This is a genomic window from Microcoleus sp. ARI1-B5, assembly GCF_036705795.1.
In the GTDB taxonomy this organism is placed as follows: domain Bacteria; phylum Cyanobacteriota; class Cyanobacteriia; order Cyanobacteriales; family Microcoleaceae; genus Microcoleus.
Window position 1 is genome coordinate 222,033 of sequence record NZ_JAUBVK010000004.1, and the last position, 18,806, is coordinate 240,838.

Annotated in this window: 8 protein-coding genes; all 8 read right to left on the reverse strand. The window is 46.2% G+C overall.

All coding sequences use genetic code 11. The features are described from left to right. Positions 1 to 155: 155 nt before the first annotated feature. A complete protein-coding gene (locus QUB63_RS08630; RefSeq protein ID WP_332944480.1) occupies positions 156 to 5,336 on the reverse strand; it encodes an nSTAND1 domain-containing NTPase in 5,181 nt (1,726 codons plus the stop codon). A 581-nt stretch (positions 5,337 to 5,917) separates the two neighbouring features. Further along, complete coding sequence (locus QUB63_RS08635) at positions 5,918 to 6,280, reverse strand: hypothetical protein (protein ID WP_332944481.1); 363 nt, start codon at positions 6,278 to 6,280, stop codon at positions 5,918 to 5,920. A 447-nt stretch (positions 6,281 to 6,727) separates the two neighbouring features. After that, positions 6,728 to 7,420 carry a response regulator transcription factor gene (locus QUB63_RS08640; RefSeq protein ID WP_332944482.1) on the reverse strand — a complete coding sequence of 231 codons (693 nt, stop codon included), beginning with the start codon at positions 7,418 to 7,420 and terminating at the stop codon, positions 6,728 to 6,730. A gap of 553 nt (positions 7,421 to 7,973) precedes the next feature. After that, entirely contained in the window at positions 7,974 to 8,801 is an 828-nt protein-coding gene (gene map / locus QUB63_RS08645) for a type I methionyl aminopeptidase (RefSeq protein ID WP_332944483.1), read from the reverse strand. A 297-nt stretch (positions 8,802 to 9,098) separates the two neighbouring features. Further along, on the reverse strand, positions 9,099 to 11,192 hold the full coding sequence (locus tag QUB63_RS08650) for a hybrid sensor histidine kinase/response regulator (RefSeq protein WP_332944484.1): 2,094 nt from the start codon (positions 11,190 to 11,192) through the stop codon (positions 9,099 to 9,101). 7 nt (positions 11,193 to 11,199) lie between these two features. Beyond that, complete coding sequence (locus QUB63_RS08655; RefSeq protein WP_332944486.1) at positions 11,200 to 11,925, reverse strand: chemotaxis protein CheB; 726 nt, start codon at positions 11,923 to 11,925, stop codon at positions 11,200 to 11,202. Then, complete coding sequence (locus tag QUB63_RS08660) at positions 11,879 to 12,706, reverse strand: CheR family methyltransferase (protein WP_332944488.1); 828 nt, start codon at positions 12,704 to 12,706, stop codon at positions 11,879 to 11,881. Before QUB63_RS08660 ends, QUB63_RS08655 begins: the two co-directional genes overlap by 47 nt. Positions 12,707 to 12,914: 208 nt before the next feature. Then, positions 12,915 to 18,728, reverse strand: coding sequence for a HAMP domain-containing protein (locus tag QUB63_RS08665; RefSeq protein WP_332944490.1), 5,814 nt, complete (start codon positions 18,726 to 18,728; stop codon positions 12,915 to 12,917). Positions 18,729 to 18,806 lie beyond the last annotated feature (78 nt).

The window sequence follows — 18,806 nt, forward strand, 5'->3', positions numbered from 1 at the left end:
AGATGTTTTAATCCCAATCAAACTCTTGGTTCACAGCATCGGACTTCAGTCCTTCTTCACCCCAAAAGAAAAAACTAAATTCCTCACTACAAACCTGGGTTATTTCCTCTTATTTTACAAGCCAGGTTTATTTCCTTTTATTTTACGAACCAGGTTTACTTCCTCTTATTTAACGCCTGCTTGCCAAACCCAAGACAAAGCAGTCGATCGCCCTCAGCAACATTTGGGTCATTCTGCAAATAATCTCCCAACCACTCGCAACTCCGAGCAATGATATTATTCAGTTCCAAATTCTCCAAAGGCCACAGAATTACAGTTCTATTCCTGCTAGCAAAAGCCAGAGTTTTGCTATCCGAACTAAAAGTAACGCTCAACACCCGATCGCTCGATTCCAAAGTCTTCGATAGCAGCGCCTTCTTGCCGTCAAAATTCCACAGCTTAACAGTATTTCCCGCACTCGCCGCCGCAATTAACTTGCCGTCTGGACTGAAACTCACGCTTTCGACAGTATCGCTGTGGTCGAGTTTTTCAGTTAAATTTGCCGCCTTGCCATCAAAGGCCCACAAGTAAACTTTTTTATCAGCGCCAGCAGCAGCAATAGTCTTGCCGTCTGGACTGAAACTCACATTTCTTACCCTGTCCGCGTGGTCGAGAGTTTTCAGAATCTTCGCCGACGTACCGTTAAATTGCCACAGGTAAACTCTCTTTTCTCCAGTCATTTCAACAGCCGTTTTCTTCGCGCTTGCCTTGTCGTCAGCAGCGGTAGCAGTAGCAATAGTTTTGCCGTCTGGGCTGAAACTAACGCTAATTACAGGATTGCTGTGATCGAGTTTTGCCAACAAAGTTGCTTTAGCACCGTTCCAGCGCCAGAGGTACAATTTGCGATCGGCACTTGCGGCGGCAATTATCTTGCCATCTGGACTAAAACTGACGCTTCTAACAATGCCGCTATGACGCAGAGTATCTAACAGTTTCCCGTCTAAACTCCAGACTTTCACCGTTTTGTCATCGCTGGCAGAAGCAACAGTTTTATTGTCGGGCGAAATGCTCGCCCAGGTAACAGAATCCTTGTGACCTGCTAAAATTTTGATTAAACTGCCGTCAGCGCGCCAAAGTCTCACCGTCTTGTCGCCGCTAGCAGAAGCAATTGTTTTGCCGTCCGCACTAAAACTGACCTTGTAAACCCAGTCTTCGTGCCCCGATAAAATCTTATTCAACGGAGTGCTCTCGGGTTGCCAAATTTTAACCATTTTGTCCTTACTTGCGGAAGCAATCGTGCCGTCGCTGCTGAAAGTTACGGATCTCACGTCATCTTGATGTCCTCTAAAAGTGTTGAGCAAAGTACCGCTGCGACTCCAAACTTTCACCGTATCGTCTGCACTGCCGGTGACAATCTTTTCGCCGTCGCGACTGAAACTCGCGCTGACAACTGCATCGTTGTGTCCTTTGAGAGTTTTGATTTCCTCACCCTTTCGATTCCAAATTTTAGCTGTGGTGTCGGCACTGGCTGAGACGAGTTGTTGGCTGTTTGGACTGAACTTAACGCTGTAAACAATGTCAGAATGTTTGGTTAATGTTTTGGGATTAATTTGAAATTTCTGGGTTTTACCTTGTCGGTTCCAAAGTTTGACAGTTTTGTCAGCACTTGCTGAGGCAATTGTTTTGCCGTCGGGGCTGAAACTGACGCCGAGCACCCAGTCTTTGTGTTTGGTTAAGGTTTGCAGCAATGTTTTTGTTTCCAGGTTCCAGATTTTGACGGTGTTGTCGTGACTCCCGGAAGCTAGGGTTTTGCCGTCGGGGCTGAAACTGACGCTGGTGACGATATCGCGGTGGCCGGATAAAGTGGCGATCGCACTTTGGTCGTTATCCACTTGCCAAATTTTGATTGTGCGATCGGCACCAGCAGTCGCGATCGTTTTCCCATCCGGGCTAAAACTAACACTCGTCACGATATCATCGTGCTTGAAAGTCTTTAACAACTTACCTGATTTGCTCAACAGTTTAACAGTTTTGTCAGCACTTGCCGAAGCAACTGAATTGCCGTCTGGACTCACACTCACATCCAAAACAAACTTGCTGTGCTGCTCGAAACGGTTGCTTTCTTGTACACCAGAAACTGCTTGTCTGAGTCTCTCAGCAATCTTATTTTTAGTATCCACAGGCAGCGCTGTACTTTTTAGAGAATCACTGCCTATTTTGATACTATTTCCTAACACTCCTAATTGATTTCTTTCATTAGAAAGCACCAAAGCTTCCGACGCCGAATTTAGGGCATCAGTCCGACTTGTTTCTGCTTCTTGCCGCGCGCTTTGTGCTAATTTTGCTTGCTCGAATCCTATCCAAGAAACACCTCCGAGTACCAGCACTCCTAGAATCGCCGCCCGCAATTGCCATCTCCGACTTTGGTAAAGTTGAGCTTCCGCTTGGTACTGTTTGTCTCTAGCTTCCGAGAGCAAAGCATCTTGCTCTCTGTCTTTGCGAATTTGTTCAATTTCATCTCGGTTAATTTGGTTTTGCTTTCGCAGTTCCTCAAATTCTGCCTTTTTATCTAATTCCTGCTGCTGGCGGATGAAGCTAACTAGATAGTCGTGAACGAGCTGATAAAGCTCTGCCGGCAGTTCCGTCCACCGAAAAACCAAACCCGAGTTTACTAACAGTTCTAAGACTAAATCTAATTTGTCAGATTCTGCAAATGTCGCTAAATCCGAGGCTAATTCGGCGCGGGTTTTTAGGGGGCGTATCTCATCTTCATCTGTCAGAAAATACAAAACTCGGCGCGCCGCTCCTTCATTTTCCGGGCCGCAATCTTGGATGACTTCTTCGAGAAATCTTTCGACTAATTTTTGTCGCGGATTGTTGCCGAGTTCCTGATATTGAGTTAAAGTTCTAATGTTTTCTTGTTGCAGTTGAGCGCCGACAAGTTGCAGTTCGATCGGGCGGACTTCTCCCAATTCTCCAGCTAAATCTTTGACTACTTCTTCGATCAGCTCAGGTTCTAAGTAAAACTGCGATCGTTCAGTTAAAGTGCGAATTACCGATCGCGCATCGCCCAGCGAAAAATTTCCCAAATAAAACAGAATATCTTTGCTGAGAATGTCCCCCAAAATATCATTGTTGATGAATTCTGTCTGGTTTTTGGGTCGCGAAAATTCCAGCAAATAGTGCAGGTAATCTTCCCGCAAAGACAGGACGACTTTTAAATACTTGATTTTCAAGCATTCCCGCAAAAAATCAAAAAATCTCTGTCTTTGGGCTGGCTCTTTCCACACGAAAAAGAATTCTTCAAATTGGTCAAATATCAGAACACTCACTAGATGTTCTGAATTTATTTGCAATTCCTTGATAATTTTTTCGTATTCGATCGCCTGTTTTTCTACTATTACTTCAACAGGCTGTGATTGCTCAATTTTATCCGGATTTTTCCCAGCCGAGCCGCCGTTAAATCCGTTCAGGAGATTTCCCTTGACTGCGCCTGCTACGGTCAAATCTACCGGAGATGAACCCGGTACTGCTTCGGAAATTTCCGGATCGAATATTTCAGCTTTACCAGCAGATAACTGTCTGGTCAATTCCCGCGGCCAGTTGTTATAAACTTGCAGCACTACCGGCAAAACAGTCCGCATTTCTATCTTTCTTTGCTTGAGAGCCGGCACTAATCCCCCGGTGACAATTGAACTTTTGCCAACTCCAGACTGACCGTAAATTACTGTCAGTTTGTCGGGGGTATTGTTCATCCTATATATCAATCGGTTGAGGTCTTGTTCTCGGCCCGAAGCAGTAATTTCGTCAGCAATAGTCGCAGCAGCGGCAACTGTTTCGGCGGCGGGATTAATCGCTTCTCTGTGCGGCTGCAATTTGGCGGCTCCAATAAAAGCTCGGAACCGATACGTATGTTCTACCGATCGATAATCTTGCTTAAGTTGAAAGGCTTTGAGATATTCTCCCCGCTGAAAATAGAATCCTCGCAGCATTTCCAAAACCCTCAAATACAGTTGCGGGTTGTAGCAAGCTTCGGTTTGCGAGCGAGCAAGCTCTAAATGCGCGATCGCCTCCTCCATCTCGCCCAACTGGCTCTGGGCCTCTGCTAAAATTAACAGATACAAGCCTTGATGCTGCGACTTTACAGGCGTTCCGTGTCCCGTCGCTTCAAAATTTGAGTTGAGAGCGTCTAGAGCGACTAAAGCCCATTCTTTCGCCCCTTGCCAATTCTTCTGCTCTAAGGCTACTCTAGCCAAAAAGCCGTAATCTTGAGCCAAATTAACTGCTGAATTTTTCATATTTTCATGTAACCTCCGAGCTTTGATAGCTAAATTCCAGAGTGCATCCCAATCTTCTAAATGCTGCAATACTTCGCCGAGTTGATTGATGAATCTACCAACGGCATCCGACTGTCCCGCGCGTTCTAAAACATCAATACATTGCTGAAAATAATTCTTAGCTTCTGTCCAGTAAGGACGGTTGCCGCTGCGGTGCTTTTCGGCTTGGAAGCGGTAGCAAAGACCGATGTGAAATAGTAGAATCCCCTCTAATACAGGTGCAGGGTGAACGGTAAACAACAAATCGCTAAATTCGGTTTTTGTCCCAATAAATGCTACTTGATACTTCCAAAAATTGAGACTTTTTTGATACACTTCAATAGCCGCACTTATGCGGTGACAAGCATATTCGTCTCGACCGCGAATAAATTGCAAACTGGCTTCGATAGCTGGCTCTAACCTGATGTTGCAAGTTTGCAAGTCTTGCCTGGCCGACTCTAATTCAGTTAAAGAATGGGCTCCGAGAATCGCAGAATTACTTAAACGCCAATTGCCGCTTTCTAAAATCTTGGAAAAAATGCGATCGCAACTTTTGCCCAAAAAATCCACCAACTCGTCTGGGCCGAGCACAAATTCAACAGTTGTCGTCCAAGTCTCGATATCTGTGACTAACCGAATCAGTTTTTTTAAGATTTTGTCTGTCACCCACAGCACCACCGGGAAGGGAAAATTATTCCGAAATTCTTCTCTGACGTAGTTGGTGGAAGTCAGCACGCGATCGATCGCACTTACCGACTCCAATCCAAACACCATTAAAGCTTGAGGCTGGCTGCCGTCAAGTTCGGTTTCTATCGTCGTGTAAAGAGTTTTAACAGATGCCGGGAGGACAATTTCTCGAATCTCGATCCCAGACTTATCCCGCAATTGACGTAGAGTTTCCTCTCGCATCGCACTGTAATTGCACCGCACTAAAATCAGCGAAAATTGCCCCTGAGACATCGAGAGAGTCCGGGAGAGAGTTTGCAGCGAACTTTTGTTTTGCTCTGCTGCTGTTTCTTGTTGGCAGTGCGAATTAATCATAATTAATATTTGAAAATTATTCTCAGAATAGATCCTGTAGAAAGAAGTTCGGCAACGGATTGTGAAACGGATGTAACGGATAGTTATTGTAGGGTGCGATTCTGGCCCAATGTACGACCACAGACTCAATAAATTTCCCTTATCCGCAGTCTACGGGCCTGTTAGTGGCCTCAGAAACCCGGTTTCTTCCTTCTATTTCTGGTTACTAAACCCAAAGTTCCTAGAAACCGGGTTTCTCGCCTCCCCTACGCAAGTTATTGTAGGGTGCGCTTCTGGCTGAATGTGGCGACCACCTACGGGTCTGTTAGTGACCTCAGAAACCCGGTTTATTCGTATATTTCTCGTTACTAAATCCAAAACTTGTAGAAACCGGGTTTCTAGCTCCCCATGCCTAAGCCCTGAAACTGTCCGATTGTTTTAGCCGATCGCCCTTAAAGCATACCCCAAAAAAATACATACTCTGTTATTATCATAATCTCAGGAAAATCCACCGGATTTTACTGATTTTTTTTACCCTCGGTGGCTCACATTCTCCCGAGCAAAAAAAGTCGATCGCAAAAAATCCCACCAATCCGATGCAGTTATTCGCAGATTGCTGAAATATTGCATTCCCTGCTTTGCTGGCTCCTCGCCGCACTGAGATAAACTACGGGCGGCGGCTCCTCAATTACAACTTGAAGATTTTCTGTCATAAATTTATCAATCTCCATATCTAAATTAGTAGCTGAAAAATCAGGTCGATCCCAATCCTCGCTTTCTTCAATGAGGATTGTTGTTGGTGCCGCCATATCAAAATCAAGCTCATCGCCAAAATCAGAAACTTGCTTAATTGGATCTATTTTCTGATCGGTATCAGCCGCCAAAGCTTGAGCTGTATTGGCCATTAGTGCGATCGGCAATGCTACCATTGCACTTATCGTTTGTCGCGCCGTGATTTTCCCCATAATCTCCTCCTGGTATCAACTAAATTTTGCTGGTGCTATAAATTCAAACATCCGCCACTACTTCACTGCGCTGCTATTAATTAATAATCGCTTATTTTTCGACAAAATATACCCCGATCTGTGACACTTCGGGGCAAGTTTGCCTGACGGAGGGTATCCGGCTAACTCTTCCCGTTTCTATTGATTACGTGAAAACTCTTAAACAATCAGGTTTTCCTTTAAGTAATTTTGGAAATGAGAGCGAGTGTCTATTTCAGACTGAAAACGGCTAAAAGTTCGATCGCACTCCCGTACTTCCAGCAAATTCATTTGCTTTACCACATTCACCAACTATATGTCAATACTTAAAACTTAAAACTTCTAATTTTTTGCAGAATTCTCGTTACCAGGAAGAGCCTGGTAACGCAGAGCGGCGAGGAAGAGCCACCAGCAAAATCGAGACGGTTCCTACTTAGTCAAGCCGTGTTCGAGAGCGTAGCGAACCAACTCAGTACGGCTGTTAGTACCAGTCTTGCTAAACAAACGGCTGACGTACTTTTCCACATTCCGCACGCTAGTTTCCAAACGGCGGGCAATTTCCTTATTCATCAAACCTTGAGCAACCAAATCCAAAACACTTTGTTCTCGCGGAGTCAAATCAATTTTAACCGGCGAACCACTTTGGACGATCGCACTCCGCCCGCTCAGCAAAGACTCAATTCTCGCCATTTGGCTGGCCAAAGCAGCAATATCAGGACTTTCAGCATTGCCGCCCGTCTCCTTAGCCGCCGCGCGCCGCGCCAGCAAATTCGTGACAATTGCCACTAACTCGTCGGGATCGAAGGGCTTAGAAAGATAAGCATCGCAGCCTGCTTGATAGCCTTGAATGCGATCGCCCGTCATCCCCTTAGCCGTCAAAAACACCACCGGCAAAGCCTTATAGCGAGGATCTTCCCGCACTTGCTTGAGAAACTGATAGCCGTCCACCTGCGGCATCATAATGTCTGAAATCACCAAATCCGGATTGTGCTGCTGCAAGAGTTCCCAGCCATCCCGAGCATTACTGGCAACCTCAACCGAAAAATCGCTATCTTCCAAATAAGCTTGTACCGCTTCCCGCAAACCCGGTTCATCATCTACCAATAATAATCGTGCTGACATATCCGTTACCCTTACGTTTTACCACTATTATCTTTTAATTTAGCCGAATTCAACTATTTTTTCACTCCATCTATAGAAGCAACTCAAAAAATTGTGATTAAACTCAAGAGTTTTGAGTTTGGTTTCGATCGAACGATTAAAAAGTTATTATAGCGGTTTTCAGTTGAGTGAATTACAGATGCTCGGCTTTGGACACGGCGCCGTGTCCAAAGCCGTGTCAACAATCGCTTAAAACCATTGATAACTGTCGTTTGTAGCCTCTTGTCCGCTCCCCCTCGCATACCCTCTACTCGACCCCTACTCCCCTGGTTGTAGGGGAGTAGGGGTTGACGCAAGAACACTCTTGTCCCACCCCCTACTCCCCTTATTAAGGGGGGCGCCAGGGTGATCTGGCCCTAATCGCTAGACAGAATATCAGCAATACGTTTGACTTGTTTGTTGACACGACGAAAGGCAGTGCCTAAGTCTAAAGCTGTATTTCAGAGAATTGAAAACTGCTATAAATTTTGAATTCAAAACTCAAAACTCACAATTATTCTTGAACCATTCCCAATTAAACTTTTGAACGATCGGTCAAAATTTCATAACCGGTATCCGTCACCAAAACAGTATGCTCGAACTGAGCAGACATAGCATTGTCAACCGTTACAGCAGTCCACTTGTCAGCCAGCGTCCGAGTGTACTTAGAACCCGCATTCAAAATCGGTTCGATCGCCAATGTCATACCCGATCGCAATTTCACGTTCGGCATTTCCCGGGTGCGGAAATTGAAAACCGACGGTTCCTCGTGCAAATTGCGCCCGACACCGTGGCCGGTAAACTCCTCAACAATGCTAAAACCGTTGCTTTTGACATGATCTTCGATCGCACCGGCCAAATCGAGCAAATAAGCTCCCGCCTTCACTTGTTCGATACCTTTATAGAGAGCTTCTTCTGCAACTCTAATTAATTTTGCCGATTCCGGAGTCACTTCCACAACTGCGATCGTGATGCAAGAATCGCCGTGAAAACCGTGATAATATGCTCCCGTATCTACTTTAAGAACATCTCCCGCCCGAATTACTTTTTTGGGGCTGGGGATGCCGTGAACAACTTCGTTATTAATGCTAGAACAAATCGAACCCGTGAAACCGTGATAACCTTTAAAACTCGGAGTTGCACCCATTTCGCGGATGCGTCTTTCAGCATAAACATCCAAATCAGCAGTAGTCATTCCCGGTTTCACAATTTGGGAAATTTCTTTCAGTACCGTTGCGACTATTTTCGATGCCTGCCGCATAATTTCGATTTCGCGTTCCGACTTAATTTCAATGCCTCGACGCTGTTTTGTGACTTGGGGTTGTTTAGTTGGACCAGAAAGCAGACTGCTAAAAATATTCATGTATTGACTGTCAGGTAATTTGGTAATTTGACGGCAGGTAGAAGCAAAAAACCGCAAATATCCGGCTTTTTGGGGAAAAACGGGTGTCTTGTTCCGAACTGTCGATCGCTCGTCCTTTAGCTAGCTTAATATTTTTCTTGGTAATCGGCACGGGAGAGGGGAGAGGGGGAGACGGGGGGAGAGGATTTTTGATATGCGATCGAAAAATACAATTTAAATGCTGTACAACTTATCAAATCCGGCTTAAATACCCCCTCGATCTCGATCGCCCCCGCAGCCAGACGAAAGTTTGACTCGCTAAGCAGTTTCCACCGCCGAGTCCGGGCGAGCCTCCGAGCTCTGGCCTCCTAAGTTGATTGGTTCAACAGCTTTTAGCCTCACTGGATTTCTGAGCATTCCTGCGAGATTAGCAATTCCTGCAATTAACTGACTTACCTCAACAGGTTTAGATAAGTGCATCTGGAAACCAGCTTCCAGCGATTGTAGGCGCTCCGACTCTCTCGCGTAAGCCGTCAGGGCGATCGCAGGCATCTTTCCACCGCGGTGCACTTCCATTTCTCTCACCCGCGCGATCAACTCATAGCCGTCTGCTTCCGGCATTCCAATGTCGCTCAGCAGCACATCCGGCCAAAAACTCTCCAGTGCAGCTAGAGCCCCGGCCACCGATGCCGCCGATCGCACCACAGCTCCTTCATGTTCCAATAAAGCAATCATAAACTTCCGCGTGTCCTCGTCATCATCCACCACCAGCAATTGCAAATTAGCCAGAGCTGGGAGAGCCTCTGCCGCGTCATTGAGTGCAGAGAAATCATCAAGATCGCCGGAGCAGGGTTCCTGAGCAACTGGCAGAGAAACCGTAAATTTCGCACCCTCGCCCGCATTATTCTCTGCGCCCACCTTACCGCCGTGCTGTTCCACCAAGTGACGGACGATCGCCAATCCCAGCCCCAAACCCCCGTAAGACCTAGTTGTGCTGCTATCAGCTTGGCGGAAGCGATCGAAAACATAAGGCAGAAAATCTGGATCGATACCAATTCCGCTATCAATTATCTGAATTTGGGCCTCATCGCCCACTAACTCCAACCGCACCTCTACTTTACCCTCTTCGTCCGTAAACTTAATCGCATTTGAAAGCAAATTCCAGACAACTTGCTGCAAGCGAGCGATATCGCCTAGAACTCTACCGACATTTGGGCTGCATTCCCATTCTATGACAATTGATTTTGCGCTTGCCAGAGGTCGCAGAGAATCAATTGCCATCTCAATCACATATTCCAACTGAATCGGATGCATATTTAAACTTAGTTTCCCGCGCAGAATCCGCGAAACATCTAAAATATCTTCAATGAGCTGCGCTTGAGATTTAGCATTGCGCTCAATTGTTTCTAGGGCTTTATCAATAGTTTCTTGGTCAAACTTCTTGGACAGAAGCAGCCTAGACCAGCCGAGAATTGCATTTAAAGGAGTACGGAGTTCGTGGGAGAGAATAGCTAAAAATTCATCCTTCATCTGGTTAGCTCTCTCAGCTTCTTGCCGCGCCACTTGTTCGCGAATTAGTCGGCCGCGTTCTGACTCTGCTTGCTTGCGGTCTGTGACATCTCTAACCGTGCCAACGTGACCGATCAGTTTTCCCAAATCCGAAAACATTGGCGACGACTGCACGTTAATCCAACGCACAGTTTCCTCGTTAGAAACTAATCGAAACTCGTTTGAATATTCCTGACCTTCTTTAATCCAAGCTAACCAATCTGCTACTACCCGATCGCGATCTTCAGGATGAACCCACCGCTGCCAAGCTGACGCCAAACTTTCCTCCAAAATTAACCCGGAAATCGCTTGACAGCGGGGATTCATGTAAGTACAGCGGCCTGCAACGTCAGCCAAGTAAATTCCCAGCGGCGAACAAGCACACAAAGTGCGAAACCGCTCTTCACTTTTACTTAGTTCATGATTAACAGCAGCTAACTGTGTTGCTTGCCGCTTCACCTCGACTGTTTTTTGGAACAATTCCACAAATACCGCCACCTTCGATGTCAATATTTCCGGTTCCAACGGTTTGAATAGGTAATCCACCGCACCCAGAGAATAACCTTTAAACACGTGGGTGTCATTACTGCTGAATGCTGTGATAAAAATAATCGGAGTCGATCGCGATCGATCTCTAGAGCGAATCATGGTTGCCGTCTCAAATCCATCCATTCCCGGCATCTGCACGTCAAGTAAAATTACCGCAAAATCTTCATTAAGCAGACATCTCAGAGCCTCCGCGCCCGAATTTGCTTTGACTAAATTGTAATACGGCTTGTTCAAAATAGCTTCCAGAGCCACCAAATTTTCTGGGCGATCGTCCACCAGAAGGACATTTACTCGATCGGAGTGCTGCACGTTCATAAATTTTTTAATTTTTAATTGTTAGCAGGTTGACTAAACAGGGAGCGATTTTAGAGAGGGGTAAAATCCAGTCTACTTCAACATTTGCGATTGCGGACGCGGGCATTGTCCCGCATAGAGCCGAAGCCGGTTCCTCCACAAATGTCAATCCTCCCTCAGCCTTAATTTTTGCCAGCCCTTCACTGCCATCAGAATTAGCTCCCGTTAAAATTATCCCGATCGCTTTCTCCCCAAAGGCATCCGCAGCAGACTCAAACAGCACATCGATTGAGGGCCGCGCGTAGCAGACAGGAGCCTCAGTTGATAATGCAAATGTAGGAGTTGTGCGACAGACGATTGGGGATTTTGAATTGTGGATTGGCTCCACTGGAATCCTCCCCCACCTTGTAAAGTCGTTTTCAGACAAGCTCTGCTCCCACTCGCGGGGCGACTCTATGAGCAAGTGATAGTCAGCAGGAGCCAAATAAACCCGTCCTGGGGCGATCGGCTCTTTGTCTTCTGCGTCTGTGATTGGGAGAGAACTTTGCTGTTGTAAAAAATCACTAAGCCTATCCTGAGAACTCTTATGGCGGTGTTGGACAATAACTACAGGCAAAGGAAAGCTTTTCGGCAAATTTGCCAGCAGCACAGTCAGAGCCTGTAGCCCTCCCAAAGACGTGCCAATAACCACTATTTCAAAATTTTTTTTATTTAACTCTGCGGTAGAGTTTATCACTACGTTCAATTGGTTCATAGTGTTTTTCATAAAGTGTAAAATTCAGAGACTCCTGATGTCCCAGCCCTAAAACTCCAAACATTGCCAGGCTGTCATAAAAAAGCTTGTGTACCCGATCTTGGAGGGATGAATTGAAATAAATCAGCACATTCCGGCACAAGATTACATTAAACTCATTAAAAGAAGTATCCGTAGCCAAGTTGTGGTGAGCAAAGACAATATTATCTTTAAGAGAAGCTCGAAAAATTGCATTTTCATAGGCAGCAGTGTAATACTCAGAAAACGCTTTTTTGCCCCCGGCTTGGTGGTAAAGTTGCGTATATTCTTGCATTGCTTTCAGCGGGAAAATACCATTTTTTGCTGTTTTCAAAACTAATTCATTCATGTCAGTAGCGTAAATCCTACAGCGGTCATAAAGTCCTTCTTCTTGCAGCAATATTGCCATAGAATAGACTTCTTCTCCCGTTGAACATCCAGCGTGCCAAATCCGAATAAAAGGATAAGTACGCAGCATTGGCACCACTTTATTTCTGAAACTCAGGTAAAAGCTGGGATCGCGAAACATCGCCGTTACATTGACAGAAATGTCCACCAGGAAACGGTCTAGGTAGGCAGGATTGTGGAGTAGCTTGTCCTGAAGTCCAGAGACAGTGGTGAGCCGTTCCGAGCGAATAGTGTTCCAAATGCGGCGCTTGAGAGAGGCAAGAGCATAATTGCGAAAATCAAATCCGTAATAGCGAAATATTCCCTCTACTAGGAGTTGAATTTCGATTGTTTCAAGTTCATGGCTTTCGGACATTTTTAATTACTAATTGGTAATTGGTCATTGGTAATTGGGAATTGGCCTGCGCAGGGCATTGGCCTGCGCAGGGCATTGGGAATTGGGAATTGGGAAGAAGGCCTGCGCAGGGCATTGGTAGCACCTAACAAATCACTACTGACAACTGACAACTGACAACTGACTTCTTCCTTCTTCCGACTTCCATCGGACTTCTTCCTTCTTTCGATTATCGATAAAGCCAAACACGCAGCAGCGAGAGCAACTGTTCCGTATCAACAGGTTTAGTAATGTAGTCAGACGCCCCAGCTTCGATACATTTTTCCCGATCGCCCTTCATAGCCTTCGCAGTCAGAGCAATCATCGGCAGCGAAGCGAATTGAGGCATCTTGCGAATTGCTTGCATTGTTTCGTAACCGTCCATTTCTGGCATCATCACGTCCATCAACACAATATTTATGCCAGGCGTATCTTGCAATGTAGTAATGCCCTGTCTGCCGTTTTCAGCAAACACAATTTGCATTTTATGGCGCTCCAGCAGACTCGTCAGCGCGAAAATATTCCGCATATCGTCGTCAACAATCAAGACTTTTTTGCCCGCGAGCGTCGCATCTGTTTGATACAATTGCTCTAGCATTTGGCGCTTCTGTTCCGGCAAATCTGCTTGGACTCGGTGCAAGAACAAAGCTGTTTCATCTAACAAACGTTCAGGCGATCGCACATCTTTAACAATGATGGTTTCCGCCATGCGCTTGAGTTGAGTTTCTTCAGCTCTCGTCAGCTCTTTGCCCGTATAAATAATAATCGGCAGACTTTTCAAACTTGCCTCTTGCTTGATCTGCTCGATCAGTTCAAAACCAGTCATATCTGGCAGTCCCAAATCGAGTACAACGCAGTCAAAAGACCCTGACCTCAAAGTTGCTAGCGCCTCTGCACCGCTCCCCACAGCCGTTGTAGAAACATCGTGATTGCCGATTAAATCCACAATGCTAAGACGCTGCGTTTCGTTGTCTTCCACAACTAGCAAATTCTTCACTGGGCGCTCCACAAAACCCTTAATATCAGTCAAAGCTTTGCTCAAAGCTTCGCGACTGACAGGCTTTTGTAAGTACGCGATCGCCCCTAACTGCAAACTGCGCTGCCGCCCTTCTTCAACTGATACAATGTGAACCGGAATGTGGCGCGTACTTGGGTCGTGCTTCAAGCGATCGAGCACTGTCCAGCCATCCATCACAGGCAAATTTAGATCCAGCATAATCGCAGTTGGCTTGAACTCTCGCGCCATCGCCAAACCGATATCGCTCCGCAAAGCAACTAAACCTTTAAAACCCTGTTCCCGCGCCAGATCCAAAAGAATACGAGCGAAGTTCACGTCATCTTCAACAATCAACAGCACGCGATCGCCGGGCTCGACATTTTCCCGGTCATCAGCGATAATAGGTGATGGATAAGGGGCGATCGGCAAGTGGAAATTCGGCGCCGGAAGTGGGGAAGAAATAGCAGCCGGCAATTGAGCCGTTTGCTTGCCCATTCCCGATTCCTTATCATTCATTTTTCGCGATTCTTGGTAAGTTTGGGGCAGATAAAGCGTGAACTTACTACCCTCACCAGGGCGACTTGTCAATTTAATTTCTCCGCCTAACAGATTAGCGATTTCTCTACTAATTGACAAACCCAAACCCGTGCCCCCGTATTTGCGGCTAGTGCTACCATCAGCTTGTTGGAAAGCCTCAAAAATAACCCTGTGTTTTTCAGCAGAAATCCCAATTCCCGTATCGCTAACTGAGAAAGCCAAAACAGTAGCGGAACTCGTTAAACTGTCTATCTCTAAACTCCACCCTTCCCGCGCTACTTCGACACGCAATTTCACCTCACCCCGCTCTGTAAACTTAAACGCATTAGAGAGGAGATTCTTCAAAACTTGTTGCAGCCGTTTAGAATCAGTATAGAGACCTTTTGGCAACCCAACCTCAAGCTCGATTTTAAAACTCAACTTCTTATCCTGGGCGATTTGGCGGAAAGTTCGATCCAAATGATCTCGCAAGTCCGGAAACAACACTTGCTCAATTTCCACCGACATCGTGCCTGATTCAATCTTAGCGAGATCCAAGATGTCATTAATCAGCCCCAGCAAATCATTTCCCGCCGAGTAAATTGTGCGCGTGTATTCAACTTGCTTGAGAGTCAAATTGCCTTCAGTATTGTCAGAAAGCAATCGAGCCAGAATCAACAGCGAATTCAGCGGAGTTCGCAACTCGTGAGACATATTTGCCAGAAACTCCGACTTATACTTAGAAGTTAGAGCCAACTGTTCGGCTCTTTCTTCCAACAACCCCCTCGCCTGTTCGATATCTCGGTTTTTCCGCTCAACTTCCTTATTTTGCAGCGCTAGCAATTCAGCTTGTTCTTCTAGTTCTTCATTCGTCTGCTGCAACTCTTCCTGCTGCCTCTTTAACAGTTCCTCAGAAGTGCGGAGAGACTGCGCTTGTTGTTCGAGACGCTTGTTAGTTTCCGTTAGTTCCTTTTGCTGAGTTTGCAACTCTTCTGCCAAAGACTGCGACTGTTTCAGCAACTCTTCCGTCCGCATACTCGCCGCAATTGTATTTAAAACAATGGCGATACTTTCTGTAAGTTGGTCGAGAAATGTCAAGTGTATTTCGCTGAAGCGGCGGAACGAAGCTAACTCAATTACTGCCGTCACTTGTCCCTCAAATAGTACGGGTAAAACCACCACATTCAGCGGCGTAGATTCTCCCAGTCCCGAGCCAATTTTAACGTAGTTTTCCGGCACTTCTGTCAACAGGATTCGTTCCTTTTCCAGGGCGCACTGTCCTACCAAACCTTCGCCTAAATTGAATCTATTTCCTAACTGTTTGCGTTCCCGGTAGGCGTAGGTACTTAACAGTTTGAGAAACGGATCGTGCTCGACAGCTTCCATCATAAAGAAGACGCCGTGCTGAGCAGAAACCAGCGGTGTCAATTCTGAGAGAATTAGTTTAGAAACAGTTTCTAAATCCCGCTGACCTTGTAGCATTCGAGTAAACTTAGCGAGGTTTGTTTTCAGCCAATCTTGCTCTGTATTCTTCTGCGTGGTCTCCCGGAGATTGGCGATCATCTGGTTAATGTTGTCCTTAACAATGGCAACTTCTCCTTCAGTGGCGACGGAAATTGACCTCGTTAAATCGCCTCTGGTAACAGCAATTGCCACTTCTGCGATCGCCCGCAGTTGAGTAGTCAAATTCGCCGCCAATTCATTCACATTATCCGTCAAATCTCGCCACGTCCCCGCCGCGCCCGGAACCTTCGCCTGGCCGCCCAATTTCCCTTCAATTCCCACCTCCCGCGCCACAGTAGTAACTTGATCGGCAAACGTCGCCAGCGTATCAATCATCTCATTAATCGTATCTGCCAGAGTCGCAATTTCTCCCTTAGCTTCCAGCATTAATTTGCGCTTCAAATCGCCATTCGCCACCGCCGTCACAACCTTAGCAATACCCCGCACTTGCGCTGTCAAATTTCCCGCCATCGAGTTTACGTTGTCGGTTAAATCTTTCCAAGTTCCCGCAACTCCTTTCACCTCAGCTTGACCGCCCAATTTACCCTCAGTTCCCACCTCCCGCGCCACCCGCGTTACCTCAGAAGCAAAAGAATTAAGCTGATCCACCATCACGTTAATAGTGTCTTTCAGTTCGAGAATTTCGCCTTTGACATCGACGGTAATTTTCTTAGACAAATCGCCATTTGCCACCGCTTTCGTCACTTCCGCAATATTCCGCACCTGCGCCGTCAAATTCCCAGCCATCAAGTTAACATTATCAGTTAAATCTTTCCAAGTTCCCCCTACACCCCGCACGTAAGCTTGCACGCCTAATTTACCTTCCGTTCCTACTTCTCTCGCAACTCGGGTTACTTCAGATGCGAAGGAACTCAACTGATCCACCATGATGTTAATCGTGTTTTTCAGTTCGAGAATTTCACCTTTAACATCTACTGTAATTTTCTTCGACAAGTCGCCATTTGCTACCGCCGTTGTCACTTCCGCAATGTTCCGCACTTGGGCGGTAAGATTGCCCGCCATCGAGTTAACTGAATCCGTTAAATCTTTCCAGGTTCCTGCAACTCCTTTAACTTCAGCTTGCACGCCTAATTTCCCTTCCGTTCCCACTTCCCTAGCAACCCTAGTTACTTCCGAAGCAAAGGAGTTTAACTGATCCACCATCGTGTTGACGGTATTTTTTAACTCCAGAATTTCACCTTTAACATCGACAGTAATTTTTTTAGATAAATCGCCATTAGCCACAGCAGTCGTAACAGCAGCAATATTTCGTACTTGTTCTGTCAAACTACCCGCCATAAAATTAACTGAATCAGTTAAATCCTTCCAAGTTCCTGCTACGCCTCGCACATCCGCTTGACCGCCGAGTTTACCTTCGGAACCCACTTCCCTAGCAACCCTGGTTACTTCAGATGCAAAGGAATTAAGCTGATCCACCATCACGTTAATGGTGTTTTTAAGTTCTAAAATTTCGCCTTTAACCTGTACCGTAATTTTTTTAGATAAGTCACCGTTAGCAACCGCCGTCGTCACCTCAGCAATGTTGCGGACTTGTGCTGTTAAATTCCCGGCCATTGAGTTAACTGAATCCGTTAAATCTTTCCAGGTTCCTGCTACTTCCTGCACGTCTGCTTGTACGCCTAATTTCCCCTCATTTCCCACTTCCCTAGCAACCCTGGTTACTTCAGATGCGAAGGAATTTAACTGGTCTACCATCGTGTTGACGGTATTTTTTAGTTCGAGAATTTCCCCTTTAACATCTACTGTAATTTTTTTGGATAAATCGCCCTTTGCCACAGCGGTTGTTACTTCAGCAATGTTGCGGACTTGTGCTGTCAAACTGCCTGCCATGAAGTTAACGCTATCAGTTAAATCCTTCCAAGTTCCGGCAACTCCTTTCACCTCAGCTTGACCGCCGAGTTTGCCTTCGGAACCTACTTCTCTCGCCACCCGCGTTACTTCAGATGCGAAGGAATTTAACTGATCCACCATGATGTTAATCGTGTTTTTCAGTTCGAGAATTTCCCCTTTAACATCTACTGTAATTTTCTTGGATAAATCGCCATTTGCCACAGCAGTCGTCACGTCGGCAATGTTCCGTACTTGTGCGGTAAGATTGCCGGCCATTGAGTTAACTGAATCCGTTAAATCTTTCCATGTTCCTGCCACTCCCCGCACTTCAGCTTGCACCCCTAATTTGCCTTCCGTTCCTACTTCTCTCGCCACCCGCGTTACTTCAGATGCGAAGGAACTCAACTGATCCACCATGATGTTAATCGTGTTTTTCAGTTCGAGAATTTCCCCTTTAACATCTACTGTAATTTTTTTGGATAAATCGCCATTTGCCACAGCGGTTGTCACGTCAGCAATGTTGCGGACTTGGGCTGTTAAATTCCCCGCCATCGAGTTAACTGAATCCGTTAAATCTTTCCAGGTTCCTGCAACTCCCCGTACTTCAGCTTGCACGCCTAATTTTCCTTCGGTTCCTACTTCCCTAGCCACCCGCGTTACTTCCGACGCAAAGGAGCTCAACTGGTCTACCATTGTGTTGACAATTTGGGCTGTTTGGAGGAATTCTCCTTTGAGGGGTCTGTCTTCTATTTCTAAGGCGATGGTTTGCGATAAATCTCCTTTTGCTACGGCCCGAATTACTCTGGCGGTTTCAGAGGTTGGTTGCACTAAATCTGTAATTAGGGTATTGACAGAGTTGACGCTAGCGGCCCATGACCCCTCGGCGCTGCCGATGGTGGCCCGCTGGGCAATTTTGCCTTCTTTACCGACAACTGTGCCGATCCGATCGAGTTCGGCTGCCATTCTCTCATTGAGCTCGATAATGTCGTTAAGTTCGTCAGCAATTTTCCCCGCTAGACCGGTCTGGTCTATGGGCATCCGAACTGAAAAGTCCCCTTTTTTGACAGCTACTAAGGTTCTGAGTAACTGTTTGGCATAAATATTATTGGGATTGGCTGTTATCTGTGCAGTTGACATGACCGTTACCTTTGGGGAGTTTGAAGGGGTTTCCCGCTGCTGAGTGCGTTGATGGTGCAAGACATCTGGTTGGCAGTG

Coding starts and splice junctions, on each gene's coding strand:
- QUB63_RS08650 (WP_332944484.1), bottom strand. CDS start 11,192: ATGAACGTGCAGCACTCCGATCGAGTAAATGTCCTTCTGGTGGACGAT.
- QUB63_RS08630 (WP_332944480.1), bottom strand. CDS start 5,336: ATGATTAATTCGCACTGCCAACAAGAAACAGCAGCAGAGCAAAACAAA.
- QUB63_RS08640 (WP_332944482.1), bottom strand. CDS start 7,420: ATGTCAGCACGATTATTATTGGTAGATGATGAACCGGGTTTGCGGGAA.
- QUB63_RS08665 (WP_332944490.1), bottom strand. CDS start 18,728: ATGTCAACTGCACAGATAACAGCCAATCCCAATAATATTTATGCCAAA.
- map (WP_332944483.1), bottom strand. CDS start 8,801: ATGAATATTTTTAGCAGTCTGCTTTCTGGTCCAACTAAACAACCCCAA.
- QUB63_RS08660 (WP_332944488.1), bottom strand. CDS start 12,706: ATGTCCGAAAGCCATGAACTTGAAACAATCGAAATTCAACTCCTAGTA.
- QUB63_RS08655 (WP_332944486.1), bottom strand. CDS start 11,925: ATGAACCAATTGAACGTAGTGATAAACTCTACCGCAGAGTTAAATAAA.
- QUB63_RS08635 (WP_332944481.1), bottom strand. CDS start 6,280: ATGGGGAAAATCACGGCGCGACAAACGATAAGTGCAATGGTAGCATTG.